This is a genomic window from Achromobacter sp. D10, from assembly GCF_035282245.1.
GTDB lineage: Bacteria > Pseudomonadota > Gammaproteobacteria > Burkholderiales > Burkholderiaceae_B > Achromobacter > Achromobacter insolitus.
In genome coordinates, this window is record NZ_JAYJLE010000002.1 from 544207 (window position 1) to 569559 (window position 25353).

The window sequence follows — 25353 nt, forward strand, 5'->3', positions numbered from 1 at the left end:
GAAGCACATGAAATTCACCGATCTCTTCGTACGCCGGCCGGTGCTGGCGCTGGTGGTCAGCACACTGATCCTGCTGTTGGGCATCAAGGCCCTGAGCGGGCTGCCGGTACGGCAATATCCGTTGACCGAAAGCACGACCATCACGATCACCACCCAATACCCGGGCGCTTCGCCCGACCTGATGCAAGGCTTCGTCACCCAGCCCATCGCGCAATCGGTGGCCACGGTGGAAGGCATCGACTATCTGTCATCCTCGTCCACCCAGGGCCGCAGCGTGATCACGGTGCGCATGAAGCTGAACGCCGACTCCAACAAGGCCATGACCGAGGTGATGGCCAAGGTCAACGAGGTCAAGTATCGCTTGCCGCAAGACGTCTACGATCCCGTGCTCGTCAAGTCTGCCGGCGAGGCGACAGCGGTCGCCTATGTGGGCTTTTCCAGCAGCACCTTGTCTCTCGCTGCCCTGACTGACTATCTGTCGCGCGTGGTGCAGCCCCAGTTGTCGTCCATCGATGGCGTGGCCAGCGTGGAACTGTACGGAGGACAGAAGCTGGCCATGCGGGTGTGGCTGGACCCGAACCGGATGGCCGCGCGCGGCATCTCCGCGGGCGAGCTGGCCGAAGCGCTGCGCGACAACAACGTGCAGGCGGCGCCAGGGCAGGCCAAGGGCCTGTATGTCGTCTCCAACATCCAGGTCAATACGGACCTGGTCAACGTCGCGGAATTCCGCGATATGGTGGTCAAGCGCGAGGGCGATGCGATCGTGCGCCTGGGCGACGTGGCCACTGTGGAACTGGGCGCCGCGTCCACGGATTCCAGCGGCCTGATGGACGGCGAGCCTGCCGTGTACTTCGGGCTGAACGCCACGCCGGTGGGCAATCCGCTGGTGATCGTGAAGCGCCTGAACGAGTTGCTGCCCAACATCAAGCAGAACCTGCCGCCGGGCACCAGCGTGCAGGTGCCGTTCGAATTGGCCCGTTTCATCAGCGCGTCCATCGACGGCGTGGTGCGCACGCTGATCGAGGCCATCGCCATCGTGGTGGTGGTGATCTTCCTGTGCCTGGGCTCTCTGCGCGCCGTGCTGATCCCGGTGCTGACCATTCCCCTGTCCATGCTGGGCGGGGCCGCCATCATGGCGCTGTTTGGCTTCAGCGTGAACCTGCTGACCTTGTTGGCGATGGTGCTGGCCATCGGCCTGGTGGTGGATGACGCGATCGTCGTGGTGGAGAACGTGCATCGCCACATAGAAGAAGGGAAGTCGCCGGTGCGCGCGGCCCTGATCGGCGCGCGCGAAGTGGCGGGGCCGGTGATCGCGATGACGATCACGCTGGCCGCGGTCTACGCGCCCATCGGCTTGATGGGCGGGCTTACCGGGACGCTCTTCAAGGAGTTCGCCTTCACGCTGGCGGGCTCGGTGGTGGTGTCGGGCGTCATTGCCTTGACTTTGTCGCCCGTGATGAGCTCGTTCCTGTTGGATAACCGCGTTTCCGAAGGCTGGATGGCTCGCCGCGCCGAGCATTTCTTCGGGCGCCTGGGCGACGCTTACGGCCGCGTTCTGGACATATCGCTGCACCATCGCTGGGTGACCGGCCTGGTCGCCGTGGCAGTGCTGGCCAGCCTGCCATTCCTTTACAACGCCGCGCAGAGCGAACTGGCGCCGGTCGAGGACCAGTCCACCGTGCTGACCGCCATCAAGTCGCCGCAACATGCCAACATCGACTACGTGGAGAAGTTCGGCCACAAGTGGGACGACGTGATGAAGACCCTGCCTGAACAGCAGGGGCGTTGGCTGATCAACGGCTCCGACGGTGTGTCCAACAGCATAGGCGGCGTGGACTTCGTGCCCTGGGAAAAGCGCCACCGTTCCGCCGACCAGATCCAGGCCGACATGCAGGCCATGGCCAACCAGGTGGAAGGCAGCAATATCTTCGCCTTCCAGCTGCCGTCCCTGCCAGGATCGACCGGCGGGCTGCCCGTGCAGATGGTCATCATGAGCGCGTCCGACTATCCGGTCGTCTACGAGGCCATGGAAGAGCTGAAGAAGGCGGCGCGCGAAAGCGGGCTGTTCATGGTGGTCGACAGCGACCTGGACTACAACAATCCCGTGGTGCAGCTGAAGGTGGACCGCGCCAAGGCCAATAGCCTGGGCGTCACCATGAAGGCCATCGGCGATACGCTGGCCGTGCTGGTGGGCGAGAACTACGTCAACCGCTTCGGCATGGACGGCCGTTCCTACGACGTGATTCCGCAGAGCCTGCGCGAGCAACGCATTTCGCCTGAATCGCTGGCGCGCTATTACGTCAAGGGCGCCAGCGGCGCGCAGGTGCCGCTGTCGAACATCGTAACCGTGTCCATGGGCGTGGAGCCCAACAAGCTCACGCAGTTCAACCAGCTCAACGCAGCCACGTTCCAGGCCATTCCCATGCCGGGCGTCACCATGGGCGACGCGGTGCAATTCCTGACGCGCCAGGCGCAGGCGTTGCCGGCCGGCTTCAGCTACGACTGGCAGTCCGATGCGCGCCAGTACAGCCAGGAGGGCTCGGCGCTGATGATCACCTTCATCTTCGCCATCATCGTGATCTATCTGGTGCTGGCGGCGCAGTACGAAAGCCTGCGCGATCCTTTCATCATCCTGGTGAGCGTGCCCATGTCGATCTGCGGCGCGCTGATTCCGCTGGCGCTGGGCATGGCAACCGTCAACATCTATACGCAGATCGGCCTGGTGACGCTGATCGGCCTGATAAGCAAGCACGGCATCCTGATGGTGGAGTTCGCCAACGAGATGCAGGTGAACCAGGGATTGGACCGGCGCACTGCGATGGAGCAGGCCGCGCGCATCCGGCTGCGTCCCATTCTGATGACGACCGCCGCCATGGTCATGGGCCTGATCCCGTTGCTGTTCGCAAGCGGCGCGGGCGCGCACAGCCGCTACAGCCTGGGCCTGGTCATCGTGGTGGGCCTGCTGGTGGGCACGTTGTTCACGCTGTTCGTGCTGCCTACTGTCTATACCGTATTCGCCCGCGACCACCGCGCGGCCCACGATACGCCGCGCGCACGGGAACTGGCGCTGGCCCAGGCCGAGGACGCCGCCGTGCCTGGCACCGCCGCCTAGCCGAAGGAACCGATCATGAAGCACTCAAAACTTTCCCTACGCGTGCGCCGTGGCGCGGCCGTGCTGCTGGCCGCGCTGGCCACGGCCGGTTGCGCTGTCGGACCCGATTATCAGAAGCCCGAATCCGCGCCGGTGACGCTTGCCAGCCCGGAGCAGGGGCTGTTCTCCACCGACCGGCTGCAGCGCGACTGGTGGAAACAATTGCAGGACCCGCAGCTGGACCGGTTGATTGAACTGGCACTGGCCCGCAACCTGGACATCCGCATCGCGCAGGCGCGCCTGGCGGAGTCGCGGGCGGTGCTGGACGAAAAGGAACTGGACCAGTTGCCCACGGTCACGCTGGGAGGAGGCTACGAGCGCAGTCTTTCCCAGGCCAATGCCGGCGCCAGTGGCCAGCGCAACCTGGCGCAGAGCTACCGGGCGGGCTTTGATGCCACTTGGGAGCTGGACCTATTCGGCCGCTTGCGCCGGGCGGCCGAGGGGGCGGCCGCGCGTAGCGAGGCGCAGGTCGCGGATCTGGCCCAGACCCGTATCGTGGTGGCCGCGGAAGTCGCGCGCAACTACTTCGAGCTGCGGGGCGCGGAGCAACGCCTGGCGGTGGCGCGCGCCAACCTGGAAAGCCAGCGCGACAGCTTGCGGGTGATCCAGGCCATGGTCTCGGCCGGCCGCGGCGACGAGGGCGACTTGGCCAGTGCGCGCGCCGAACTGGAGACCGTGCAGGCCAGCGTGCCGGTGCAGATCGCCGCCCGGCGGCTGGCGCAGTACCGGATCGCGGTGCTGGCGGGCCTGCGGCCGGTGGAACTGGGCGAACTGGATGCCGGCAAGGCCTTGGCACCCCTGGAAACCCGCCTGCCGATTGGCGACGTGAGCGCCTTGTTGTCACGCCGTCCCGATGTCCTGGCGGCCGAGCGCGGCATGGCAGCCGCCAATGCGGATGTGGGCGTGGCGACCGCGGAGCTGTATCCGCGTATAGACCTGGGCGGGTTCCTGGGCTTTGTCGCTCTGCGCGGCGCGGATTTCGGTTCGTCGGCCAGCCGCGCGTTCAGCGTGGCGGCCAATGCCAACTGGCCGGCATTCCACCTGCCTACGGCGCTGGCACGCAAGCGCGGCGCCGTGGCGCGCGCGGACGGCGCCGTTGCCAGCTACGAACTGACCGTGCTGCGCGCGGTCGAGGAACTAGAGGCCGCGCTGACGGAGTACGGCCAGACGCAGCAGCGCCTGGGCAGCCTGGTGCAGGCCGCAGCCCATAGCGGCAGGGCGGCAGAGCTGGCGCAATTGCGCTACCGCGAAGGCAGCGCCCCGTATTTGACGGTGCTGGACGCGCAGCGTACGCTTTTGCGCGCCCAGGACGCCGTCGCCGTGGCCGAAACCGAGTCCTATACCCGGCTGATCGCGCTGTACAAGGCGCTAGGCGGCGGATGGGAAGCGCCGCCGGCGGATCAGCTTGGGGCCGCCGGCTGACCGGCCGGCGCGGTTCGTGGCACCATAGGCGAATATCCGGAGAATCCACATCCATGTCTGACAGCCCGTCCCATCCCGTCGTCTGGGAGCACCAACCTGCGGACCGCGTCCTCATGACCCTGAAGACGCGCGGCCCGCAGTCTGTCGCCGTCATCGCCCGGGCCATGGACGTGACGGCCGAAGCCGTGCGCCAGCAGATGACCCGCTTGCACGCGGAGGGGCTGGTGGATTCGGAAAGCCATAGCGCGGGCCGGGGTCGCCCCACGCAGATCTGGTTCCTGACGGATGCCGGGCATGGCCGCTTCCCGGATACGCATGCCGAAATGACGGTGCAGATGATCGGCGCCATCCGCCAGGTGTTTGGCGAAGAGGGCGTCGAAAAGCTGATCCAGGCGCGCGAGGCGGCCATGCTCAACGGCTATCGGCAGGCGATGCAAGGGGCCCGCAGCCTGAAGGACCGGCTGGAGCGGCTGGTTGAAGTCCGGTCCGCCGAAGGCTATATGGCCGAGCTGCGCAAGGACGGTCCGGACTTCCTCTTCATCGAGAACCATTGCCCGATCTGTTCCGCGGCAAAAGCCTGTATGGGCTTTTGCCGCAGTGAACTGGAGCTCTTCCACAAGGTTCTCGGCGACGACGTCCGGGTCCGGCGCGAAGAACACATACTCACAGGGGCGCGCCGCTGCGCCTACCGCATCGACAAGGCCCAATGACGGGTCACGTGCCGGGTTGCTCCCAGCCGCCCAGCGCCTTGTATAGCTCCACCGCGTTGACCAGCCGCCGCTGCTGCAGCCGGATGAATTCCTGCTCGGACTCGAACAGGCTGCGCTGCGCTTCCAGCATTTCCAGATAGCTGGCCACGCCACGCTCGTAGCGCCTTTCGGTCAGGCGCTGGCGGTCGCGATCGGCGTCGCGCACCTTGCGCTGGGCGTCGATCTGGGCGCGCAGCGTATCGCGCGCGGAGAGCGCGTCGGCCACTTCGCGGAAAGCCTGCTGGATGCTGCCTTCGTACTGCGCTATTGCGATGTCCTTGCGCGCTTCGGCCAGCGACAGGTTGGCGCTGTTGCGGCCGGCATTGAAGATGGGCAGCGTCAGCTTGGGGGCGAAAGTCCAGGTGCCCGTGCCCGACCCGAACAGGTCCGAGAAGCTGCCGGCCGTGGTGCCGATGTCGGTCGTCAACTGCACGGAAGGGAAGAACGCCGCGCGCGCCGCGCCGATGTCGGCATTGGCGGCCCGCAGCGTATCCTCGGCCTGGCGCAGGTCCGGACGGCGGATCAACAGGGCCGAGGGCAGGCCTGCGGCCAGCGGTGTCAAGCTCTGGCTTTCCAGCGTGACGGCATCGGTGTCCGGTGGCAACGTGAAGTCACCTGCCAGCAAACCCAGCGTGTGGACGGCCTGGCGGTACTCCCGGCTCAGCTCGGCATGCGTGGCGCGCGAGGATTCCACCAGCATCTGCGCGGTGCGCAGCCCCACGGCCGTTTCCAGCCCTGCGTCGTAGCGGCGCTGGGTGAGCTTGAGCGTGGCTTCGCGGAGCGCCAGCGTGCTCTCGGTCAGGCGCAACTGCTCCGCCAGCGAGCGCTGATTGAAGTACGCCGCGGCAGTCTCCGACACCAGCGACAGCGTAGCCGCGCGGTGCGCTTCCTCGCTGGCCAGGTAGCGCGACAGCGCGGCATCGCTCAGGCTTTTTACGCGGCCGAAGAAATCCAGTTCGAAAGCGGCGATGCCAATAGCCGCGCGGTAGCGGTCCGCCACCGGCATGCGAGGCTGGCCGGGCTCTGCTGCCCGTCCGCGGCTGAATTCACCCGTGCCGTCGATGGAGGGCAGGCGGTCGGCCTGCTGCACGCCGTACAAGGCGCGAGCTTCCTGGATACGCAACGCCGCCACTCGCAGATTGCGGTTGTTCTTCAGTGCGGCGTCGATCCAGGCCTGCAGCGCAGGGTCATTGAAGTAGGCGCGCCAATCCTGCGGCACGGCGGCCTGCCCGTCCTGGGCGGGCGTGCCGTAGGCATCGGGAACCGGCGCGGCGGGGCGTTCGTACTTAGGGGCCAGCGAGCAACCGGCCAAAGCCAGCGCAAGCAGGGTCATTGCCATAGCCTTCATGGCGAGGTCTCCAGCGTTTCGCGGCCTTCCGGACGCGAGGGGCGGACGCGCATGCCCAGCACGCGGCCCACGATAAGAAAGAAGAGCGGCACCAGGAAGATGGCCAGCACCGTGGCGGTGACGATGCCGCCCAGCACGCCCGTGCCGATCGCGGCCTGGGCGCCCGAGGCGGCGCCCGTGGCCAGCGCCAGCGGCAGCACGCCCACGCCAAAGGCCAGGGAGGTCATCACGATGGGCCGCAGCCGCAGCCGCGCAGCCTCCAGCGTGGCGGACACGATGCCCTGGCCGTCGCGCACCAGGTCCTTGGCGACTTCCACGATCAGGATCGCGTTCTTGGCCGACAAGCCGATCGTGGCAATGAGGCCCACCTTGAAGTAGATGTCGTTGGGCATGCCGCGCAGCGTCACGCCCAGCACCGCGCCGATCACGCCCAGCGGCACCACCAGGATCACCGCCAGCGGGATGGACCAGCTTTCGTACAGCGCGGCGAGCGCCAGGAACACGACCAGCACCGACAGGGCGAACAGCACGGGCGCCTGGTTGCCGGAGAGCCTTTCTTCATAAGACTGTCCGGACCAGTCGAAGCCGATGCCGCGCGGCAGTTCGGCCGCCAGCGTCTCCATGGCGCGCATCGCTTCGCCGCTGCTGTGTCCGGGCGCCGCCGCCCCGTTGATGGTGAACGAGGGGAAGCCGTTGTAGCGGTTGAGCTGCGGCGGCCCCATCGACCATTTCAGGGTGGCAAAGGCGGAGAGCGGCACCATCTGCCCCTGCAGGTTGCGGACATGCAGGCGGGAGACGTCTTCCATGTCGACACGGCTCTTGCCGTCGGCCTGCACGGTCACGCGCCGCACCTGGCCATTGAGCATGAAGTCGCCGATGTAGTCAGACCCGTACATCACCGCCAGCGCCGTGTTGATCTCGTCCACCGATACGCCCATGGCCTGGGCCTTGTCGCGGTCCACTCGCAGCTCCAGTTGCGGCGCATCTTCCTGGCCCGCGAAGACGACCTCCGCGAGCGCGGGATGGCGGGACGCGGCCGTCAGCAGCTGCTGGCGGGCCTGGGTCAGTGCCTCGTAGCCCAATCCGCCGCGGTCCTGCAGGCGGAAGTCGAATCCCGAGGTCGAGCCCAGGTCCGGCAGCGGCGGCGAGTTCAGCGCGTGCACCATGACGTTCTTGCGGTCGGCGAAGGCGGCATTGATGCGTTCCACCACGGCGTTTACATGCTGGCCAGCGCCTCGGCGCTCCTTCCAATCCTTCAGCGTGACAAAGAACATTGCCGAGTTGGGCCCGCTGCCGTAGTTGCTGAAGCCATTGACCGAATACACGTATTCGACGGGTTCTTTCTCCATCATGTAGCGCTCGACTTCCTTCACCATCGCCATGGTTTCGGCTTGCGGCGATCCCTGCGGCAGGATGACCATGGCCATGAAGCTGCCCTGGTCTTCGTCCGGCAGGAAGGAGGAGGGCAGCCGCGCGAACAGCAGCGCTACGGCGGCGATGACCGCCAGATAAGCCAGGCCGAATCGCACGGGGCGGGCGAGCACGCCCGAGACCCGCGCGGTATAGCGCGCGGTCAGGCGCGCGAACGCCCGGTTGAACCAGCCGAAGAAACCGCGCTTCTCGTGGTGGCCCGCGGCGATGGGCTTGAGGAGGCTGGCGCACAGCGCCGGCGTCAGCGACAACGCCAGGAAGGCCGAAAAAGCGATCGACACGGCGAGCGTCACGGCGAACTGACGGTAAATATTGCCCACCGCGCCGTCGAAGAAGGCCATGGGCACGAACACCGACACCAGCACCACCGTGATGCCCACGATGGCGCCGCTGATCTGGCCCATGGCTTTCACCGTGGCTTCGCGTGGCGGCAGGCCTTCCTCCGCCATGATGCGTTCGACGTTTTCCACCACCACGATGGCGTCGTCCACCAGGATGCCGATGGCCAGCACCATGCCGAACATCGTCAAAACGTTAATGGAATAGCCCAGCCCCAGCATCACGCCCAAGGTGCCCAGGAGCGCCACCGGCACGACCAGCGTGGGGATCAGCGTGGCGCGCAGGTTCTGCATGAACAGGTACATCACGCAGAAAACCAGCGCCACGGCTTCGAGCAGGGTCATCAGCACCTTCTTGATCGAGATCTCGACGAAGGTGGAGGTCTCATAGGGAATGTCCCATGTAACGCCCGGCGGGAAGTACTGGGCCAGTTCCTGCATGGTGGCGCGGATGCGCTTGGTGGTGTCCACCGCGTTCGAGCCCGGCGCCAGCTTGATCCCCAGGCCGGTGCCGGTCATGCCGTTTACGCGCGACAGGTACATGTAGTCGGTGCCGCCCAGCTCGACCCGCGCCACGTCCTTCAGGCGCAAGGTGGCGCCATCCGGCTGCGCGCGCAGCGGGATGTTGCCGAACTGCTCGGGCGTGCGCAGGGATTCGCCCGCGACGATGCTGGCGTTCAGCGGCGCGTCTTTCGGCACCGCCTGGTTGCCCAGTTCGCCGATGGTCACCCGCGCGTTGTGGCTGCGTAGCGCCGAGACGATGTCGCCCGGGGTCAGGGACATGGCAGTCAGCTTGGCCGGATCGGGCCAGATGCGCATGGCAGCTTCCGCCCCGAAGGATTGCACCTTGCCCACGCCTTCCACGCGGCGCAGCGCCTGCAGCACATTGGAGGCGGCCAGCTCTCCCAGCTGGATGTCGTCCAGGCTGCCGTCCGACTTCAGCGATACGACCAGCTGGATGTTGTCGGCCGCCTTCTCCACGCGCACGCCGTCGCGGCGCACCGATTCCGGCAGGCGCGGCTCCACCGCTTTCAGGCGGTTCTGCACTTCCACCGCAGCCAGGTCCGGATTGGTGCCTTGCTTGAAGGTCAGGTTGATGCTGGCCCAGCCCGTCGAGTCGCTGCTGGACGAGGTGTACATCAGCCCGGGAGCGCCGTTCATCTCGCGTTCGATGATGGCGGTGACGGCTTCCTCGACCACCTTGGCCGAGGCGCCGGGATAGCTGGCGCCCACGTTGACCACCGGCGGAGCGATATCGGGATACTGCGCCACCGGCAGCGCGCGGATCGACAGAAGGCCGACCAGCACGATGAGCAGGGAAATCACCCACGCGAAGACGGGGCGATCGATAAAAAAACGCGCCATTGCGGTTTATCCTTTTTGGCCGGGAGCGGGCGTCCTTGCCTGGCTGCCGCCTTCCGGGTTCCCGTGGGCCAGGGGTTGCGCGCTGGGCGCCGCCCGTTCCACCGGTTTGATTTTCTGCCCCGCCGCCAGGTGCGCGGCGTTCTCGACGACGATGCGTTCGCCGCCCGTGAGTCCTTGCGTGACGACCCAGTTCGGGCCTTGCAGCCGCTCGGCGGTGACGGCGATCTTCTTCAGCTCGCCGTCGTGGCCGGCGGCCAGCACGTGCGCGCCGTCGGCATTGCGCAGCAGAGCGTTGCGCGGCACCAGGTAGGTGTCGCGGTTGATCGCCTGCTCCAGCCGCACCCGCACGTACATGCCGGGCAGCAGGTCGCGGCCCGGGTTTTCGAACAACGCTCGCATCGTCACGTTGTCCGTGCCTGGATCCACCGCCAGGTCGGCGAAGGACAGCGTGCCGCCGCGACCATATTCACTGCCGTCGGGCAGCAGCAGCCGTACCTGTACCTGGTCGGGCGCCACGCCTTCCAGGGCCCCCGCGCGGATCTGCTTCTGCAGTTGCATCACCTCGGCGGCGGGCTGCGCGAAGTTCACGTAAATGGGATCGATCTGCTGCACCACCGTCAGCGGCGTGGCCTGCCCTTCGCCCACCAGGGCGCCTTCGGTGACCAGGGCGCGCCGTGCCCGGCCGTCGATGGGCGAGGTAACGCGCGCATAGTCCAGCTTCAGCTTTGCGCTTTGCAGGTTGGCGCGGGCCAGGGCGACTTCGGCGCGAGCCTGGCGTTCCTGCGCGACGCTTTCGGCGTGGTCGCGCTCACTGATGGCGCGGTCCGACACCAGGTCGGCGTAGCGCCGCAGCTTGTCGGCGGCGGCGGACAGGTTCGCTTGGGCGCGCGCCAGGTTCGCGGCCTCGGAATCGTACGCGGCCTGCAGGGGCGCGGGATCGATCTGGAACAGGGCTGCGCCGCGCGCCACGTCCTGTCCTTCCTCGTACAGGCGTGCCGTGACGATGCCGGCCACGCGCGCGCGCACTTCGGCCTCGCGATAGGGCTCAAGCCGGCCCGGCAGCTCGGTGGCGACGCTGGTGGGCGTGGCCGCCGCGATGATGACGCCGATCTCCGCCGGGGCGTCGGCGGCTGGTTGGGTTTCCGGTTTCGAGCAACCAGTAATAAGAATTAATACGGCAGATAGGACGAACGTGCGTAGAGGGACTCTTTGCTTCATTTTTATAGTGTCGTGATGGGCCCGCGCTGGGGCTTATGTGGGGAAAGGCGCCGACTTTCCCGCGTGGGGAAGCGAGTCTATCATTTAATCCGTCATGCTTGATTAATTATTTTGTTCAGAAGTATGCTCCCCGCTTCACACTTATTCACAGTGTCGAAGAAGGCGGCTTCTCGGTTCGGAGCCGCCGTTTTTTTGCAGCCCGTTTTTTTAAGAAGGAGGTCCCCAGCATGGCCCGCAAGACGAAAGAAGAGTCCCAACGCACCCGCGACCGCATCCTGGATGCGGCGGAGCGCGTGTTCCTGTCCAAAGGAGTGGCCGGTACCACGATGAGCGACATTGCCGACCACGCGGGCGTATCCCGGGGCGCCGTCTACGGCCATTACAAGAACAAGATCGACGTCTGTATCGCCATGTGCGACCGCGCGCTCGGCGAAGCCGCTCCGCTCACCCAGGTGTCGACGGAGGGCGAGGCGCTGGAATCGCTCTATACCTCCATGCGGCAATACATCCAGATCTATGCACAGGAAGGATCCGTGCAGCGCGTGCTGGAGATCCTGTACCTGAAATGCGAACACAGCGATGAGAATGCGCCGCTTCTGCGCCGCCGCGACCTGTGGGAGCGCCATGCCCTGCGTACCTCCGAAAAACTGCTGCGTGCCGCGGTCAAGCGCGAAGACCTGCCGCGCGCACTGGATGTGCGCCTGTCCAATCTCTATCTGCACGCCCTGGTCGACGGGGTGTTTGACAGCATCTGCTGGTCCGATCGCCTCAAGGGCGATATGTGGCCGCGCGTCGAGCGCATGCTCCGCGCTGCCATCGACACCCTCCGGTTTTCCGCGCACCTGTTGACGCCGAAAGCCGCCTGATTTTCCCAGGGTCGGCCGGGAGCCGGACGCCTCATACAATCCAGGCATGACCCTCAAGCAACTCGAAGCCTTCTACTGGGCCGCCACCTGCGCAAGTTTCGCCGTGGCGGCCGAGCGCCTGCACCTGTCGGTGTCGTCGCTGTCCAAGCGCATCACCGAGCTCGAGGAAGGCCTGGGCCAGTCCCTCTTCGACCGTAGCGGCCACAAGGCGGTGCTGACGGACGTGGGCCAACGCCTGCTGCCGCAGGCACGCGACCTGCTCGCTTCGGCGGAACAGATCCGCGCCTCGCTGGCGCAGAGCGCGGGGCTCAGCGGCCGCTGCCGCTTCGGGGTGGGCGAGCTCACCGCGCTCACCTGGCTGCCGCGGCTGATTCGAGGCGTGCGCGCCGCCTATCCGGACCTGGTGCTGGAGCCCTATGTGGACATCGGCCAGGTGCTGGAGCAGCGCGTGGCGGATGGCGAACTGGACTTCGCCGTGATTGCGGGCCGTTCCTCGCGGCCCAACATCGCCTCCACCTCCATCGGCCAGGCCCACTTTTCCTGGGTGGCCGCCCCGGCGGTGCTCGACGGCGCCACGCACATGACACCGGCGCTACTCGAACGCCTGCCGCTGGTTACGCTACCGGCGGGCGCCGGCACTACGCGCATCATCGACGACTGGCTGGCGGGCCGCGAGGCCGGCGGCGAACGCCTCTGCTGCAACAACTGGGGGGCGGTGGTCGGCCTCCTCATTGAAGGCACCGGTGTCGGCCTGCTCCCCAGCCATTGGGCCAGCGCGCTGCAGGCCGAAGGAAGTTTGCGCGTGCTGGAGGGGGATCCGCCCCTGGCGGCCTTGCCCTATGCCTTCCAGTACCGGCGCGACGATGCCCGGCCGCTGGTGGGCAAGCTGCGCGTCGAGGTCCAGGCCGCCGTGGATTTCGCCGCGCCTTGCCGCATTCCCTGACAGCGCGTCCGCAAGGCGGCCGCCCGGCGGGTATTTAGGCGTTCGACAGCCACCGCTCTATACAATCGCCGCGCGCTTGGCGCAGAATCCAACAAGAACGTGCGCAGCGGGGGATGGACCCGGCGATGCAGCACGGCTCGGGTCTGTTCCTCCATGCCAGGCGGCGCGTCCGCGCGGGGAACCAGGCCGACCTGAACCGACGGAGATCTTTCATGCGTAAACTTTGCCTCGCCATGGCCATGGCGGGAATGCTGGCCAGCGGATTGGCGCAAGCCCAATCCACCTTGCGTATCGGCCTGCAGGACGACCCCGATGTGCTGGACCCGGTGCGCGCGCGCACGTTCGTGGGCCGCATCGTCTTCGCCTCCCTGTGCGACAAGCTGGTCGAGATCACGCCGGACCTGAAGATCGTGCCGCAGCTGGCGCAATCCTGGACGATCAGCCCCGACCACAAAGTGCTGACGTTCAAGCTGCGTACCGACGCCGTGTTCCATGACGGCACACCGGTTGACGCCGCGGCCGTCAAGGCCAACCTGGATCGCGCGCGCACCTTGCCCGACAGCAACCGCAAGAGCGAGCTGGCCACGGTCGCCAGCGTCGAGGCGCCGGACGCCTCCACCGTGGTGTTGAACCTGTCCGAACCGGACGCTTCGCTGCTTTCGCAGCTGTCGGACCGTGCCGGGATGATGATGTCGCCTGCCAGCTTCGACAAGGATCCTGGCGGCAAGCCGGTGTGCTCGGGTCCGTATCAGTTCAAGGAGCGCGTGCAGAATGATCGCATCGTGCTCGAAAAATTTCCCAAATACTGGGATGCGGCCAACTATCATTTCGACCGCCTGGTCTATACCCCGATTCCCGACAATACCGTGCGCCTGAACAACCTGCGCGCGGGCGACCTGGACATCATCGAGCGCGTGGCGCCCAGCGATGCCAAGGCTGTCAAGGACGACAAGAACCTGGCGCTGGCTCCGGTGACCGGGCTGGGCTTCCAGTCCATTTCCGTGAACCAGGGCAATGGCGCGCGCGCCAACAATCCCCTGGCCAAGGACAAGCGCGTGCGCCAGGCGCTGGATCTCGCGATCGACCGCGACGTGCTCAACCAGGTGATCGGCGAAGGCATGTTCCAGCCGGCCTATCAGCCGTTCCCGCCCGCCAGCTTCGCCTACAACACCGCCTTCGAACACAAGGGGCGCGATCCAAAGAAGGCGCAGGCCTTGCTGAAGGAAGCGGGCTTTGACCGCGTCAAATTCGAAATCACCTTTGGCAACAACACCACCATGCAGCAGGTATTCGAACTGGTGCAGGCCATGGGCGCCGAAGCGGGTTTCGACATCACCCTGCGTCCGGTGGAGTTTGCCTCCCTGCAGTCCTCGCTTGCGCGCGGCGATTTCGAAGTCGGGCAGAGCGGCTGGTCGGGCCGTGTCGATCCCAGCGGCAATATCCATCAGTACGTGAGCTGCAAGGGCAACTTGAACGACGGCAAGTTCTGCGATGCCGGCGTGGACAAGCTGCTCAATGACGCGCGCGCGGAATCCGACAACGCCAAGCGTCGCGCCATGTACGACCAGGTGCTGGCGACGATGCAGGAACAGCGTCCCATCATCTACCTGTTCTATCTGCCGTGGACCTTTGGCGTGCAGAAGAAGATCGAAGGCTTCGTGCCTTACCCCGACGGCCTGATCCGCCTGAAGGGCGTAAGCGTCGCCAAGAAGTAAATCGGTCAGGAGGGACGGTGTCTCTTTAACGGTCCTTCCTGATGTCCGACACCTTTTGTGAGATAGAACGTGGACATGCCATCCAGCGCACTGCGTGCGCAATTGAACAACAGTACCTACGTAGCGGGCAGGGGGTGAGCCATGTTCACTACCCGTCCTGAAATTCTCGGCACCTTCGGCGTCGTGACCTCCACCCATTGGCTGGCCAGCGCGGCCGGCATGTCGCTGCTGGAGCGCGGCGGCAACGCCTTTGACGCCTGCGTTGCCTCGGCCTTCGTGCTGCAGGTGGTCGAGCCCCATCTGGTGGGCCCCGCGGGCGAAGTGCCCGCGGTGTTCTATTCGGCGCGCACTGGCCGCGTCGAGGTGCTGTGCGGCCAGGGCACCACGCCCGCGGGCGCCACGCTGGAGCGCTACCGCGCTGAAGGACTCAAGCTCATCCCCGGCAACGGCCTGCTGGCCACCGTCATTCCAGGCGCTTTCGATGCCTGGATGCTGCTGTTGCGCGACCATGGCAGCATGCGCGTGCGCGACGTCCTGGAGCCCGCCATCTATTACGCGGAGCATGGCCATGCGCTGATGCCGCGCATCTCCAATACCATCGCGGGCCTGAAGGATTTCTTCCAGACCCATTGGCCCACGACGGCGCAGGTATATGTACCCGGCGGCAAGGTGCCGGAGGCCCGCAAGCTGTTCCGCAACCCGGCGCTGGCCCGCACCTGGACCCGCGTGCTGCAGCAGGCCGAAAGCGCCGGCGCCGACCGCGAGCGCCAGATCGAGGCCGCGCGCGATGCGTTCTACCGCGGCTTCGTGGCCGAGGAGATCGACCGATACGCGCGCGGTACCGACGTCATGGACGAAAGCGGTACCACCCACCGGGGCGTCATCACCGCCGACGACCTGGCGGGCTGGTCGGCCAGCTACGACAAACCGGTCACCTACGACTATCACGGCTACACCGTGGCCAAGGCGGGAGCCTGGAGCCAGGGGCCCGTTTTCCTGCAGACGCTGGCGCTGCTCAGGGAAATGGACCTGGCCGGCGTCAGCCCGACCAGCGCCGAGTTCGTGCACCGCGTTACCGAGGCCATGAAGCTGGCCTTCGCCGACCGCGAAGCCTATTACGGCGATCCGGCTTTCGTCGATGTGCCGCTGGATCACCTGCTGTCCGACGCCTACAACGCCGAACGCCGCGCGCTCATCGGCGAGTCGGCCTCCCAAGACCTCCTGCCCGGGCAGGTGCCGGGTTTCGAGGCGCAGGTCAAACGCGTCATGGACACGCTGGAACGCCTGTCCAAGGTCTCCGCGCCCGGCAGCGCCACCAATGAGCCCACGCTGGCTGACATGCGCGCCTCGGCCAAGCGCGGCGACACCACCCACGTGGACGTCATCGACCGCTGGGGCAACATGATCTCGGCCACGCCTTCGGGCGGATGGTTCCAGTCCTCGCCGGTGATTCCCGAACTGGGCTTCGGCCTGAACACCCGCGCGCAGATGTTCTGGCTGGAAGAGGGGCTGCCAGGCACGCTGGCGCCGGGCAAGCGTCCGCGCACCACCTTGACGCCATCGCTGGCGCTGCGTGATGGCAAGCCCTACCTGGCATTTGGCACGCCTGGCGGCGACCAGCAGGAGCAATGGCAGTTGCTGTTCTTCCTGCGGCACGTGCACCATGGACTGAATCTGCAGGAAGCGATCGACCTGCCCATGTCCCACACCATGCATTTCCCGACGTCCTTCTATCCGCGGGACCGCAAGCCGGGGCATCTGGCCGTGGAGGCGAGCTTCGGTCCCGAGGTCATCGAGGCGTTGCGCCAGCGCGGGCACCAGATCGAGGAAGTCCCCGAATGGTCGGTGGGCCGCCTGACTGCGGCCTCGCGCGACCCCGACGGCCTGCTGCACGCGGCGGCTACGCCGCGCCTGATGCAGGCCTACGCCATCGGCCGCTGAACGGCGGCGGCGGGCGCGCCTGGCGCCGCCCGCCGCCGGCCTTGTTGCGGCGCTTTGCCGGCATGGGGTATGTTTGTCGCATGACGCTACCCCAGCAGAACCCGGCAGCAACTGTCCGCTCCCTGACGGGACAAGAACCCCTTTTCATCGTCCTCAATACAGGATCGGGGCGCGGCGACGCGCAGATCCTGCAGGACACGATCCGCCGCATTCTCGACGAGGCGGGGCGCCACTACGAACTGATGCCCGTGCAAGATCCGTCGCGCCTGACGGACACCGCCGAGGCGGCGGTCGCGCTCGCGCAGGAGAGGCAGGGCGTGGTCATCGCGGCGGGCGGCGATGGCACGCTCAATGCCGTCGCCAGCGTGGTGCTGGGCAAAGGGGTGCCTTTTGGCATCCTGCCCCAGGGAACATTCAATTATTTCGGGCGCAGCTACGGCATCTCACAAGACACCGAGGTCGCCTTGCGCGGCTTCCTGCTGGGACAGCCCAGGCCGGTGCAGGTCGGCATGCTCAACGGCCGGCTGTTCCTGGTCAATGCCAGCCTTGGCCTGTACCCGCAACTGCTCGAGGACCGCGAAGCCTACAAGCAGAAGTACGGCCGCAGCCGGCTGGTGGCGCTATGGTCGGGTCTGGTGACCCTGCTGCGCGCGCCGCGCCAGTTGAGCCTGCTCCTGGATCACGGCGGGCAGGCCCGCAACCTGCGTTCGCCTACGCTGGTGGTGGGCAACAACAAGCTTCAACTGGAACACATCGGCATTGATTGCGCCGAACTGGATCAGAACCGGCTGATTGCCATGGCTGCAAGGCCGGTCGGCACGCTGGCGTTGTACGGCCTGCTCCTGCGCGGCCTGTTCAGCAGGTTGGGCGAGGCTGAACACGTGGTTAGCTTTGCCTTCGACCGGCTGACGGTAGCGGTGCGCGGACGCCGGCGGGTCAAGGTGGCGATGGACGGCGAAATCTCCTGGATGGATACGCCGCTGGAATTCAAAGTGGCCGAGGAACGGCTGCCGCTGGTGGTGCCGGCGGACTCGCAATATCTGGACCGTTCATGACCCGTATCCTGCATTTTTCCGATACCCACTTCGGCACTGAACGCAAACCCGTCGTCGAGGCCGCGCTGGACCTGGCCCGCAGCCTTGCGCCCGATCTGGTGGTTCTCAGCGGCGACATCACCCAACGCGCGCGGCGCGGCCAATTTGCAGCCGCCCGCAAATTCATCGAACGCCTGTCGTTGCCGGTGCTGACGGTGCCGGGCAATCACGACATTCCCTTGTTCAATGTGTTCGCCCGCGCGCTGAACCCCTACGGCAACTACAAGCGGGCCTTGGGGCCGGTGCTCGAACCCGTGTACGAGAACGCCGGCCTGCTCGCCATCGGCGTCAACACCACGCGTCCGCGCCGGCGCAAGGACGGCGAGATATCGGACGGCCAGATCGCCCGGGTCGCGGAGCGGCTGCGCCAAGCCAAGCCGGGACAGTTGCGCATCGTGGTGGCCCACCATCCCGTGCGTGCCAAAGTGGAGTCCGATCTGTCCAATTTGCTGAACGGGCGCGAGCGTGCGCTGGCGGCCTGGACGCAGGCAGGCGTCGACCTCATCCTGGGTGGACACATCCATCTGCCCTATGTGCTGCCGCTCGATCCTTCCGCTCCCTCTCGTGGCTGGATCGTCCAGGCGGGGACGACCTGCTCGCGCCGTGTGCGCGGCAACATACCCAATTCGGTCAATGTCATTACCCGCGAGGAACAGGGCGCTTGCCATGTCGAGCGCTGGGACTACGCCGCCGGGGCGCATGCTTTTGCACCGGTGGACAGGACGCAGGTCGGGCTGTAATGAGAGGGGTGGGAACTTCATCGTGACGGGCGCTTTTTCATGACGGATGCCTTTGCGGCGTGGGCTGCGGCGCATGCCTTGCAGCTATTTCTCGCGCTGCCGTTGCTGGCGGGCGCGGCGGCGTACGTCTTCGCGCGCTGCGGCCTGGGGTTGCCCGGCCGCCGCCGCGCGATCTTCTTCATGACGGGCACGTGCGCCGCGCTGGCGCTCTTTCTGGTCCTGGCTTTCGCGATAGAAAGCGAAGGGGTAGTGGTCGCCTTCGACAGGGCCCTGGCCAGTTCCCTGAGCATGTCCATGTCGACGCCGTTGCTGTGGCTGCTGTCCTGGTTCACTTACCTGGGCGACCGGAAATTCCTGACGGGCGTCAGCGTGCTGATGACGCTGTTCCTGTTGTGGCGCGGCGACTGGCGGCTGGCGCTGGTGTGCGCGGTCGCCACCGGCGTGGGCGGGGCCCTCAATTGGCTGCTCAAGCATGCGTTCGAACGGGTCCGCCCCGAGCACGATCATGGCTATGCCAGCGCCGCGGGGTGGAGTTTTCCAAGCGGCCATTCGTCGGCGGCGATGGCGGTCTATGGCATGGCCTGCTATCTGCTGTGGCGTTTGGCGCCGCCTTCCTGGCGGCTGCCCGGCATCGCGCTGCTGGCGGCGCTCATCATGGCGATCGGACTCAGCCGCATCCTGCTGCAGGTCCATTTTGCCAGCGACGTGCTGGCGGGCTTCGCGGTCAGCCTGGCCTGGCTGGCGTTGTGCGTGGCGGCGGCGCAGCGGCTGCGCGCATCATGCGACCCGCGCCAGCGCATTCAGTAAACGCGCTTCCGCGCCGGGGGCATCGGCGCTCGTTTGCAAAGGCGCGCAGGTATAGCGGCCGCCCGCAGCAACAATGGCCTGGTCCAGGCTGCGCGCGCGCTCGGCGCACGGGGGCTCCAGGTCCACGATCAGTTTGCCCGCCACCGGCGCCGTTACATTGCCGTCGCTGAAGCGCTCCAGCGTGCGGTCGATCTCACGCTCGCGTGGCAATGCCAGCACGATGGTGTCCGATTCCTCCAGCGCCTCGCGGGCCGAAGTCGCTAGCGTGGCGGTGCCGCGGAAGTCCTCGCAGCGTCCGGGTTCTATGTCGTAGAGGGTCAGTGCGATGTCCGGCTCGGCCGCCAGCAGACGTTGCGCGGCCAGCGTGCCGGTCCTGCCCATGCCGACGATGCTGACTCGCATGCTCATGGCTTGGGCACCGACCACGTGCTCACGATATGGGCCAAGGGTTCGTCCGAGCCTTCGCCGGTGAGGATCACCTCACCCGCGGAAAGCCGGCCCACTTTCAGCAGCCGGGCGTCGGCATAGATGGCGCCTGCGGGGCTCTTGCGCAGGAAGTTGATCGTCAGGCTGGCAGTTACCGCGTGCGCCTGCCCGGTGGCGCCCACCACCGCGGCGTACATGGTCAGGTCGGCCAGCCCCATGAGCATCGGACCGGCGACGATGCCTCCCAGCCGCTGGTGGGCATCGCGGGCGGGCAGCACGGCGCGCGCGGTGCCGCGGCCAATGCGCAGCACGTCTATGCCCAGCAGCAAGGAAAAGGGATGCTGGTCGGCCAGCAGGATGTGGAAGTCCGTCAGGCTGATCAGGGGGGCGTCGGCCGGGGTGTCCAGGTCGGTTGCGGTCATCGTTGCTCCAGGGCGAGGCAATAATTGTCCAGCAGCGCTTGCGCATGCTGGCCCAGGGACTTCAGGCGGCGGGTATGCAGCAGCAGCAACAGTCCCATCAGGTACGTGAAGAGATTCATCTGCTCGACGGCAATCACCGCCGCCTCCCAGGATTTGGTCCGTGCCAGCGCCAGGCCCAGCAGATCGATGCACTGGCGCAGGCGGGCGTTGAGCCTTTCGTCCATTTCACGGCCCAGGCCGCGTGGCCCCAGCCCCTGGAACAGGTACATGCCCAGGGAAAAATCGGTTCGCCGTTCTGCGTAGTAGCCGAAGAACGCGTTGATCGCATTGCGCGCGGCCGATGCTCCGGCGCCGCCGGTCGCGGCCTCGGACAGATGGGCGTGCAGGCGTTCCAGCGATTCCTCCAGCAGCGCCCCATAGATGGTTTCCTTGCCGGCAAACCAGGGATAGATCGCCCCGGTGGTGCAACCCGCCTCCTTGGCGATCGCGCGGATCGTGGTCTTTTCCAGGCCGTCTCGCTCGAATACGCGCTGGGCGGCGTCAAGAACGAGTTGGCGGCGCAGCGCGTTCAGGCGTTCGGACCGGTCGGTGCGGGAGGAGGGCGTAGGCATGGGGATGAACGCTGAAATCGACGATTCGATCATATCGGCGATTTTTATAAATAACAACGTTATCAAAATGCGCGGACGGCTTCCGGCCCATCCGTCGTCGTCAGGGGGAAAGCGGGGTTGCGGTGCTGCGTCCTGCGCTGCGGCCATGCCCAAATGGCACCGGAAATGGTCCGAAATTTGCCGCTTGGGATGGTATCCAGCTCATCCGAATAATTGGGGGCAGGGCTGAAAGTCGCATGAATAGGTGCTTGGCCTCAAAACCAAGGGTAAGCCCTAGTGCGATCGCCCGGGGCCTCCAAGAGTTGTTGCAATATCCCAACAAGGCTGTCGTAAACCTGCACTTTTCTGGCGCCGACCATAGCCAGCCCCCCTGATTTTTGATGCAATAGCGTCAACTTCCCTTCGCGGAGTTAGGGGGGCGGCAGGCTGGTTTGCTGGATTGCTGCTCTTGTCACTCAAATCAACGGAGATTTCTTAAATGAAAAAGACTCTGCTCGCTGCCGCCCTGCTCGCCGGTTTTGCCGGTGTCGCCCAGGCAGAAACGTCTGTCACCCTGTACGGTATCATCGACACGGGCCTCGGCTACAACAAGATCAGCGGCGGTCCCGATGCCATCAACGGCAGCCGTTTCGGCATGATCAACGGCGTCCAGAACGGTTCGCGCTGGGGTCTGCGTGGTTCGGAAGACCTGGGTGACGGCCTGCGCGCTGTTTTCCAACTGGAATCGGGCTTCAACTCCGGTAACGGCAACTCCGCTCAAGGCGGCCGCCTGTTCGGTCGTCAAGCCACCATCGGTCTGGCCAGCGACAGCTGGGGCCAACTGGACTTCGGTCGCCAAACCAACATCGCGTCGAAGTACTTCGGCTCGATCGACCCGTTCGGCGCTGGCTTCGGTCAAGCTAACATCGGCGTTTCGATGAGCGCTGCCAACACGCAACGCTACGACAACATGGTCATGTATCAGACCCCGTCGTTCAGCGGCTTCCAGTTCGGCGTTGGCTACTCGTTCAACGCTGACGACAACAACGGCGCTCAATCGGGCTTCCGCACTGCTGACAACACCCGCGCCATCACCACCGGTCTGCGCTACGTCAACGGCCCGCTGAACGTCGCTTTCTCGTACGATCAGCTGAACGCTTCGAACAAGCTGCCGACCGCTCTGACCGACGCTACCCCGCGTATGTACGCCATCGGCGGTTCGTATGACTTCGAAGTCGTGAAGCTGGCTCTGGCCTACGCTCGCACGACCGACGGCTGGTTCGCTGGCCAAGGCACGAGCACCAACGCTGGTACCCTGAACTTCGGCAACAACATCTTTGCTGACGGCTTCAAGGCCAACTCGTACATGGTCGGCCTGTCTGCCCCGATCGGCGGCGCAAGCAAGCTGTTCGGTTCGTGGCAAATGGTTGACCCCAGCAACGACCGTATCAACGGTGCTGACGAGACGATGAACGTCTTCTCGCTGGGCTACACCTACGACCTGTCCAAGCGCACCAACCTGTACGCTTACGGTTCGTACGCCAAGAACTACGCCTTCATCGAAGACGTCAAGTCGACCGCCGTCGGCGTCGGTATCCGTCACCGCTTCTAATCCAAAGCAGGGCGCAAGCTCTGCCTGGATTTAAAGTGCACGAACGGGCTTCGGCCCGTTCGTATAAACCACCCTCATGGGTGGTTTTTTTCGTTTTTGCGCCTGTGTTTTTACGTGGGTTTGTGCGGACGTTGGCGGACTGCGGTATGCTTGCGCACCGGTGCTGAAAGCAGCCATTGTTCCATTAGAGGAATGCTGTCTTTCGCCTGCTGTTCGAGCTACAGAGTTCAGCCAGAAGTAACCGCGCGAATGCTACAATCCTAAGGTTTGCGCATTTGACGGACGCCTGAATGAACCTGCAACAGTATTTTCCCGTCCTGCTGTTTATCGTAGTGGCCACCCTTATCGGGTTCGCGCTTCTAACGGCCGGCTCCCTCCTTGGCCCGCGGCGTCCTTACGCCGAGAAGCTCTCGCCGTACGAATGCGGTTTCGAGGCCTTCGAAGACGCTCGCATGAAGTTTGACGTGCGCTACTACCTTGTGGCGATTCTGTTCATTCTTTTCGACCTAGAAATCGCGTTTCTGTTCCCTTGGGCTATTGCCCAAGGTACGGTCGGTCTCGTCGGTTTCTGGACGGTCATGGTTTTCCTGGCCGTGCTGACGGTCGGCTTCATCTACGAATGGAAAAAGGGCGCGCTGGATTGGGAATAACCCGCCGGGTTTTTCTTCAGCACGCTATCAGAGACGAATATGGCTATAGACGGCATTCTCAAGCAAGGGTTCATCACAACCAGCGCCGACAAGTTCCTTAACTGGGCGAAGACCGGCTCCATGTGGCCCATGACCTTCGGTCTGGCCTGTTGCGCGGTCGAAATGATGCACGCGGGCGCGGCCCGCTACGACCTGGACCAATTCGGCATCATCTTCCGGCCCAGCCCGCGTCAGTCCGATCTGATGATCGTGGCCGGCACGCTGTGCAACAAGATGGCCCCGGCGCTGCGCAAGGTCTATGACCAGATGCCCGAGCCGCGTTGGGTGGTTTCCATGGGCTCCTGTGCCAACGGCGGCGGTTACTACCACTATTCGTATTCGGTGGTCCGTGGCTGCGATCGCATCGTACCGGTAGACGTCTACGTGCCAGGCTGCCCGCCCACGGCCGAGGCGCTGGTCTACGGCTTGCTGCAAATGCAGAACAAGATCCGTCTGACCAACACGATTGCGCGCTGAGCTTCGCCTCGCCAGGCCGCAGTTCCTGCGGCCGGCGCCGCGAAACCAGCGTATCGGTTCACCTAAGCGTACAAGATGATGACCAGGCTCGAAACCCTGAAAAACAATTTGCAGACCACCCTCGGCGCGGATATCGCGCTGACCGAGGCGTTGGGCGAGCTGACGCTCGAAGTGCCCGCCCAACAGTGGTTCTCCGTCTGCAACAAGCTGCGCACCGAAGCCGGCCTGCGCTTTGAAACCTGTATCGACCTCTGTGGCGTCGACTACCTGACCTGGGGCAACGGCACGCGCCAGCTGCCCGAGGAAACCAGCGCCAAGGTCCACCGCTCGCGTTTCGCCGTGGTCGCGCACCTGCTCTCCATCGAGAACAACTGGCGCCTGCGCGTGCGCACCTGGGCCGAGGACGACGAGTTCCCCATGGTTGCGTCGCTGATGGAATGCTGGCCGGCCGTGGGCTGGTTCGAGCGCGAAGCCTTCGACCTGTACGGCATCGTCTTCGAAGGCCACCCGGACCTGCGCCGCATCCTCACCGACTATGGCTTCATCGGCCATCCCTTCCGCAAGGACTTCCCGCTGTCCGGTACCGTCGAAATGCGCTACGACCCCGAACAGCGGCGCGTCATTTACCAGCCGGTCACGATCGATCCGCGCGAGATCACTCCGCGCGTGGTCCGCGAAGACTCCTACGGCTTGGGGCGTTAAATCATGGCAGAAATCAAGAACTACACGCTCAACTTCGGCCCTCAGCACCCGGCCGCGCACGGCGTGCTGCGCCTGGTGCTCGAGCTTGACGGCGAAGTGATCCAGCGCGCCGATCCGCACATCGGCCTGCTGCACCGTGCCACCGAAAAGCTGGCCGAACACAAGACCTACATCCAGGCGCTGCCCTACATGGACCGCCTGGACTACGTGTCCATGATGTGCAACGAGCACGCCTACGTCATGGCCATCGAGAAGCTGCTGGGCGTCGAAGCCCCGCTGCGCGCGCAATACATCCGCGTGATGTTCGACGAGATCACCCGTCTGTTGAACCACCTGATGTCGCTGGGTTCGCACGCGCTGGACGTGGGCGCCATGGCGGTGTTCCTGTATGCCTTCCGTGAACGCGAAGACCTGATGGACTGCTACGAAGCGGTCTCGGGCGCGCGCATGCACGCGGCGTACTATCGTCCGGGCGGCGTCTACCGCGACCTGCCGGATTCGATGCCGCAATACGGCGACACCAGCAAGTACCGCGGCGACAAGGAAGTGCGCGCGATGAACGACGCGCGTTCGGGTTCGCTCCTGGATTTCATCGAAGACTTCACCAACCGCTTCCCGGGTTGTGTCGACGAGTACGAAACCCTCCTGACCGACAACCGCATCTGGAAACAGCGTCTGGTGGGCATCGGCGTGGTCGATCCCGAACGCGCCAAGGCGCTGGGCTTCACCGGCCCGATGCTGCGCGGCTCGGGCGTGGCCTGGGACCTGCGCAAGATGCAGCCCTACGAAGTCTACGATCTGCTCGATTTTGACATCCCCGTGGGTGTCAACGGCGACTGCTATGACCGCTACCTGGTCCGTATCGCCGAAATGCGTGAAAGCAACCGCATCATCCGCCAGTGCGTGGAATGGCTGCGCAACAATCCGGGCCCGGTCATGATCGAGAACCACAAGATCGCACCGCCCAAGCGCACCGCCATGAAGACCAACATGGAAGAGCTGATCCATCACTTCAAGCTCTTCACTGAAGGTTTCCACGTGCCTCCCGGTGAAGCGTACGCCTCGGTGGAACACCCCAAGGGCGAGTTCGGCATCTACGCGGTGTCCGACGGTGCCAACAAGCCTTACCGCCTGAAGATTCGGGCCCCCGGCTTTGTCCACCTGCAATCGCTGGATGAAATGTCGCGCGGTCACATGATCGCCGACGCCGTCACCATCATTGGCACGCAGGACATCGTTTTCGGCGAGATCGATCGCTGATCCGTCCAGACAGTCACGAGCACGCCCGCATAACCCGGATTCAAACT

General features: G+C 65.3%; 21 protein-coding genes. 15 read left to right on the plus strand and 6 right to left on the minus strand.

All coding sequences use genetic code 11. The features are described from left to right. Positions 1-7 precede the first annotated feature (7 nt). Genes VCS63_RS09375 through VCS63_RS09385 form a run of 3 tightly spaced genes read left to right on the plus strand, consistent with a single transcriptional unit; the run spans position 8 to position 5283 of the window. Positions 8-3112 (plus strand): MexW/MexI family multidrug efflux RND transporter permease subunit, encoded by a 3105-nt coding sequence (locus VCS63_RS09375; protein ID WP_280134615.1) that lies wholly within the window; start codon positions 8-10, stop codon positions 3110-3112. 15 nt (positions 3113-3127) lie between these two features. Then, positions 3128-4573 carry an efflux transporter outer membrane subunit gene (locus tag VCS63_RS09380; RefSeq protein ID WP_175199285.1) on the plus strand — a complete coding sequence of 482 codons (1446 nt, stop codon included), beginning with the start codon at positions 3128-3130 and terminating at the stop codon, positions 4571-4573. 53 nt (positions 4574-4626) lie between these two features. Next, entirely contained in the window at positions 4627-5283 is a 657-nt protein-coding gene (locus VCS63_RS09385) for a helix-turn-helix transcriptional regulator (protein ID WP_042796766.1), read from the plus strand. A gap of 4 nt (positions 5284-5287) precedes the next feature. On the opposite strand, the gene oprZ is transcribed toward VCS63_RS09385, so the two are convergent. Genes oprZ through VCS63_RS09400 form a run of 3 tightly spaced genes read right to left on the minus strand, consistent with a single transcriptional unit; the run spans position 5288 to position 11022 of the window. Continuing rightward, positions 5288-6670, minus strand: coding sequence for a multidrug efflux RND transporter outer membrane subunit OprZ (oprZ, locus tag VCS63_RS09390; RefSeq protein WP_175199283.1), 1383 nt, complete (start codon positions 6668-6670; stop codon positions 5288-5290). Further along, positions 6667-9804: a multidrug efflux RND transporter permease subunit gene (locus VCS63_RS09395; RefSeq protein ID WP_112966504.1), complete on the minus strand. Its 3138-nt coding sequence runs from the start codon at positions 9802-9804 to the stop codon at positions 6667-6669. The genes oprZ and VCS63_RS09395 overlap by 4 nt, the downstream gene beginning before the upstream one ends. A 6-nt stretch (positions 9805-9810) precedes the next feature. Continuing rightward, positions 9811-11022, minus strand: a complete 1212-nt coding sequence (locus VCS63_RS09400; RefSeq protein WP_323879431.1) for a MexX/AxyX family multidrug efflux RND transporter periplasmic adaptor subunit — start codon at positions 11020-11022, stop codon at positions 9811-9813. Positions 11023-11249: 227 nt separating this feature from the next. On the opposite strand from VCS63_RS09400, the gene axyZ reads away from it, so the two are divergent. From axyZ to VCS63_RS09435, 7 genes are all read left to right on the plus strand, one after another. Next, entirely contained in the window at positions 11250-11888 is a 639-nt protein-coding gene (gene axyZ, locus VCS63_RS09405) for a multidrug efflux transcriptional repressor AxyZ (protein WP_042796769.1), read from the plus strand. 46 nt (positions 11889-11934) lie between these two features. Next, on the plus strand, positions 11935-12831 hold the full coding sequence (locus VCS63_RS09410; RefSeq protein ID WP_063642050.1) for a LysR family transcriptional regulator: 897 nt from the start codon (positions 11935-11937) through the stop codon (positions 12829-12831). 212 nt (positions 12832-13043) lie between these two features. Then, on the plus strand, positions 13044-14546 hold the full coding sequence (locus VCS63_RS09415) for an ABC transporter substrate-binding protein (protein ID WP_323879434.1): 1503 nt from the start codon (positions 13044-13046) through the stop codon (positions 14544-14546). 141 nt (positions 14547-14687) lie between these two features. Then, positions 14688-16487 carry a gamma-glutamyltransferase family protein gene (locus VCS63_RS09420; RefSeq protein ID WP_175199282.1) on the plus strand — a complete coding sequence of 600 codons (1800 nt, stop codon included), beginning with the start codon at positions 14688-14690 and terminating at the stop codon, positions 16485-16487. Between the two features lie 80 nt (positions 16488-16567). Then, entirely contained in the window at positions 16568-17542 is a 975-nt protein-coding gene (locus VCS63_RS09425) for a diacylglycerol/lipid kinase family protein (protein ID WP_042797606.1), read from the plus strand. Beyond that, positions 17539-18321 carry a metallophosphoesterase family protein gene (locus VCS63_RS09430; protein WP_063642047.1) on the plus strand — a complete coding sequence of 261 codons (783 nt, stop codon included), beginning with the start codon at positions 17539-17541 and terminating at the stop codon, positions 18319-18321. The genes VCS63_RS09425 and VCS63_RS09430 overlap by 4 nt, the downstream gene beginning before the upstream one ends. A 39-nt stretch (positions 18322-18360) precedes the next feature. Next, positions 18361-19128, plus strand: a complete 768-nt coding sequence (locus VCS63_RS09435; protein WP_063642046.1) for a phosphatase PAP2 family protein — start codon at positions 18361-18363, stop codon at positions 19126-19128. On the opposite strand, the gene VCS63_RS09440 is transcribed toward VCS63_RS09435, so the two are convergent. From VCS63_RS09440 to VCS63_RS09450, 3 genes are read right to left on the minus strand one after another with little or no spacing between them, the layout of a single operon-like run. Then, on the minus strand, positions 19099-19536 hold the full coding sequence (locus VCS63_RS09440) for an NAD(P)-binding domain-containing protein (RefSeq protein ID WP_042796774.1): 438 nt from the start codon (positions 19534-19536) through the stop codon (positions 19099-19101). The two genes, VCS63_RS09435 and VCS63_RS09440, sit on opposite strands and share 30 nt — an antisense overlap. After that, positions 19533-19976 carry a PaaI family thioesterase gene (locus VCS63_RS09445; RefSeq protein ID WP_042796775.1) on the minus strand — a complete coding sequence of 148 codons (444 nt, stop codon included), beginning with the start codon at positions 19974-19976 and terminating at the stop codon, positions 19533-19535. The genes VCS63_RS09440 and VCS63_RS09445 overlap by 4 nt, the downstream gene beginning before the upstream one ends. Continuing rightward, positions 19973-20587 carry a TetR/AcrR family transcriptional regulator gene (locus VCS63_RS09450; RefSeq protein WP_042797607.1) on the minus strand — a complete coding sequence of 205 codons (615 nt, stop codon included), beginning with the start codon at positions 20585-20587 and terminating at the stop codon, positions 19973-19975. The genes VCS63_RS09445 and VCS63_RS09450 overlap by 4 nt, the downstream gene beginning before the upstream one ends. 478 nt (positions 20588-21065) lie before the next feature. On the opposite strand from VCS63_RS09450, the gene VCS63_RS09455 reads away from it, so the two are divergent. The 5 genes from VCS63_RS09455 (at position 21066) to VCS63_RS09475 (ending at position 25306) form a co-directional block, all read left to right on the plus strand. After that, complete coding sequence (locus VCS63_RS09455) at positions 21066-22178, plus strand: porin (protein WP_063959860.1); 1113 nt, start codon at positions 21066-21068, stop codon at positions 22176-22178. A 290-nt stretch (positions 22179-22468) separates the two neighbouring features. Beyond that, entirely contained in the window at positions 22469-22828 is a 360-nt protein-coding gene (locus VCS63_RS09460; protein ID WP_006217959.1) for an NADH-quinone oxidoreductase subunit A, read from the plus strand. A gap of 39 nt (positions 22829-22867) precedes the next feature. Then, positions 22868-23344: a NuoB/complex I 20 kDa subunit family protein gene (locus VCS63_RS09465; protein WP_006217960.1), complete on the plus strand. Its 477-nt coding sequence runs from the start codon at positions 22868-22870 to the stop codon at positions 23342-23344. Positions 23345-23419: 75 nt separating this feature from the next. Continuing rightward, the gene (locus tag VCS63_RS09470) at positions 23420-24046 is read left to right on the plus strand and encodes an NADH-quinone oxidoreductase subunit C (protein ID WP_042796777.1); all 627 of its coding nucleotides are present in this window, start codon (positions 23420-23422) and stop codon (positions 24044-24046) included. A gap of 3 nt (positions 24047-24049) precedes the next feature. Then, positions 24050-25306 carry an NADH-quinone oxidoreductase subunit D gene (locus VCS63_RS09475; protein ID WP_063642045.1) on the plus strand — a complete coding sequence of 419 codons (1257 nt, stop codon included), beginning with the start codon at positions 24050-24052 and terminating at the stop codon, positions 25304-25306. Positions 25307-25353 lie beyond the last annotated feature (47 nt).

Excerpts from the sequence above, each read along its gene's own strand:
- VCS63_RS09375 (WP_280134615.1), top strand. The coding sequence starts at position 8 with ATGAAATTCACCGATCTCTTCGTACGCCGGCCGGTGCTGGCGCTGGTG.
- VCS63_RS09380 (WP_175199285.1), top strand. The coding sequence starts at position 3,128 with ATGAAGCACTCAAAACTTTCCCTACGCGTGCGCCGTGGCGCGGCCGTG.
- VCS63_RS09385 (WP_042796766.1), top strand. The coding sequence starts at position 4,627 with ATGTCTGACAGCCCGTCCCATCCCGTCGTCTGGGAGCACCAACCTGCG.
- oprZ (WP_175199283.1), bottom strand. The coding sequence starts at position 6,670 with ATGAAGGCTATGGCAATGACCCTGCTTGCGCTGGCTTTGGCCGGTTGC.
- VCS63_RS09395 (WP_112966504.1), bottom strand. The coding sequence starts at position 9,804 with ATGGCGCGTTTTTTTATCGATCGCCCCGTCTTCGCGTGGGTGATTTCC.
- VCS63_RS09400 (WP_323879431.1), bottom strand. The coding sequence starts at position 11,022 with ATGAAGCAAAGAGTCCCTCTACGCACGTTCGTCCTATCTGCCGTATTA.
- axyZ (WP_042796769.1), top strand. The coding sequence starts at position 11,250 with ATGGCCCGCAAGACGAAAGAAGAGTCCCAACGCACCCGCGACCGCATC.
- VCS63_RS09410 (WP_063642050.1), top strand. The coding sequence starts at position 11,935 with ATGACCCTCAAGCAACTCGAAGCCTTCTACTGGGCCGCCACCTGCGCA.
- VCS63_RS09415 (WP_323879434.1), top strand. The coding sequence starts at position 13,044 with ATGCGTAAACTTTGCCTCGCCATGGCCATGGCGGGAATGCTGGCCAGC.
- VCS63_RS09420 (WP_175199282.1), top strand. The coding sequence starts at position 14,688 with ATGTTCACTACCCGTCCTGAAATTCTCGGCACCTTCGGCGTCGTGACC.
- VCS63_RS09425 (WP_042797606.1), top strand. The coding sequence starts at position 16,568 with ATGACGCTACCCCAGCAGAACCCGGCAGCAACTGTCCGCTCCCTGACG.
- VCS63_RS09430 (WP_063642047.1), top strand. The coding sequence starts at position 17,539 with ATGACCCGTATCCTGCATTTTTCCGATACCCACTTCGGCACTGAACGC.
- VCS63_RS09435 (WP_063642046.1), top strand. The coding sequence starts at position 18,361 with ATGACGGATGCCTTTGCGGCGTGGGCTGCGGCGCATGCCTTGCAGCTA.
- VCS63_RS09440 (WP_042796774.1), bottom strand. The coding sequence starts at position 19,536 with ATGAGCATGCGAGTCAGCATCGTCGGCATGGGCAGGACCGGCACGCTG.
- VCS63_RS09445 (WP_042796775.1), bottom strand. The coding sequence starts at position 19,976 with ATGACCGCAACCGACCTGGACACCCCGGCCGACGCCCCCCTGATCAGC.
- VCS63_RS09450 (WP_042797607.1), bottom strand. The coding sequence starts at position 20,587 with ATGCCTACGCCCTCCTCCCGCACCGACCGGTCCGAACGCCTGAACGCG.
- VCS63_RS09455 (WP_063959860.1), top strand. The coding sequence starts at position 21,066 with ATGAAAAAGACTCTGCTCGCTGCCGCCCTGCTCGCCGGTTTTGCCGGT.
- VCS63_RS09460 (WP_006217959.1), top strand. The coding sequence starts at position 22,469 with ATGAACCTGCAACAGTATTTTCCCGTCCTGCTGTTTATCGTAGTGGCC.
- VCS63_RS09465 (WP_006217960.1), top strand. The coding sequence starts at position 22,868 with ATGGCTATAGACGGCATTCTCAAGCAAGGGTTCATCACAACCAGCGCC.
- VCS63_RS09470 (WP_042796777.1), top strand. The coding sequence starts at position 23,420 with ATGATGACCAGGCTCGAAACCCTGAAAAACAATTTGCAGACCACCCTC.
- VCS63_RS09475 (WP_063642045.1), top strand. The coding sequence starts at position 24,050 with ATGGCAGAAATCAAGAACTACACGCTCAACTTCGGCCCTCAGCACCCG.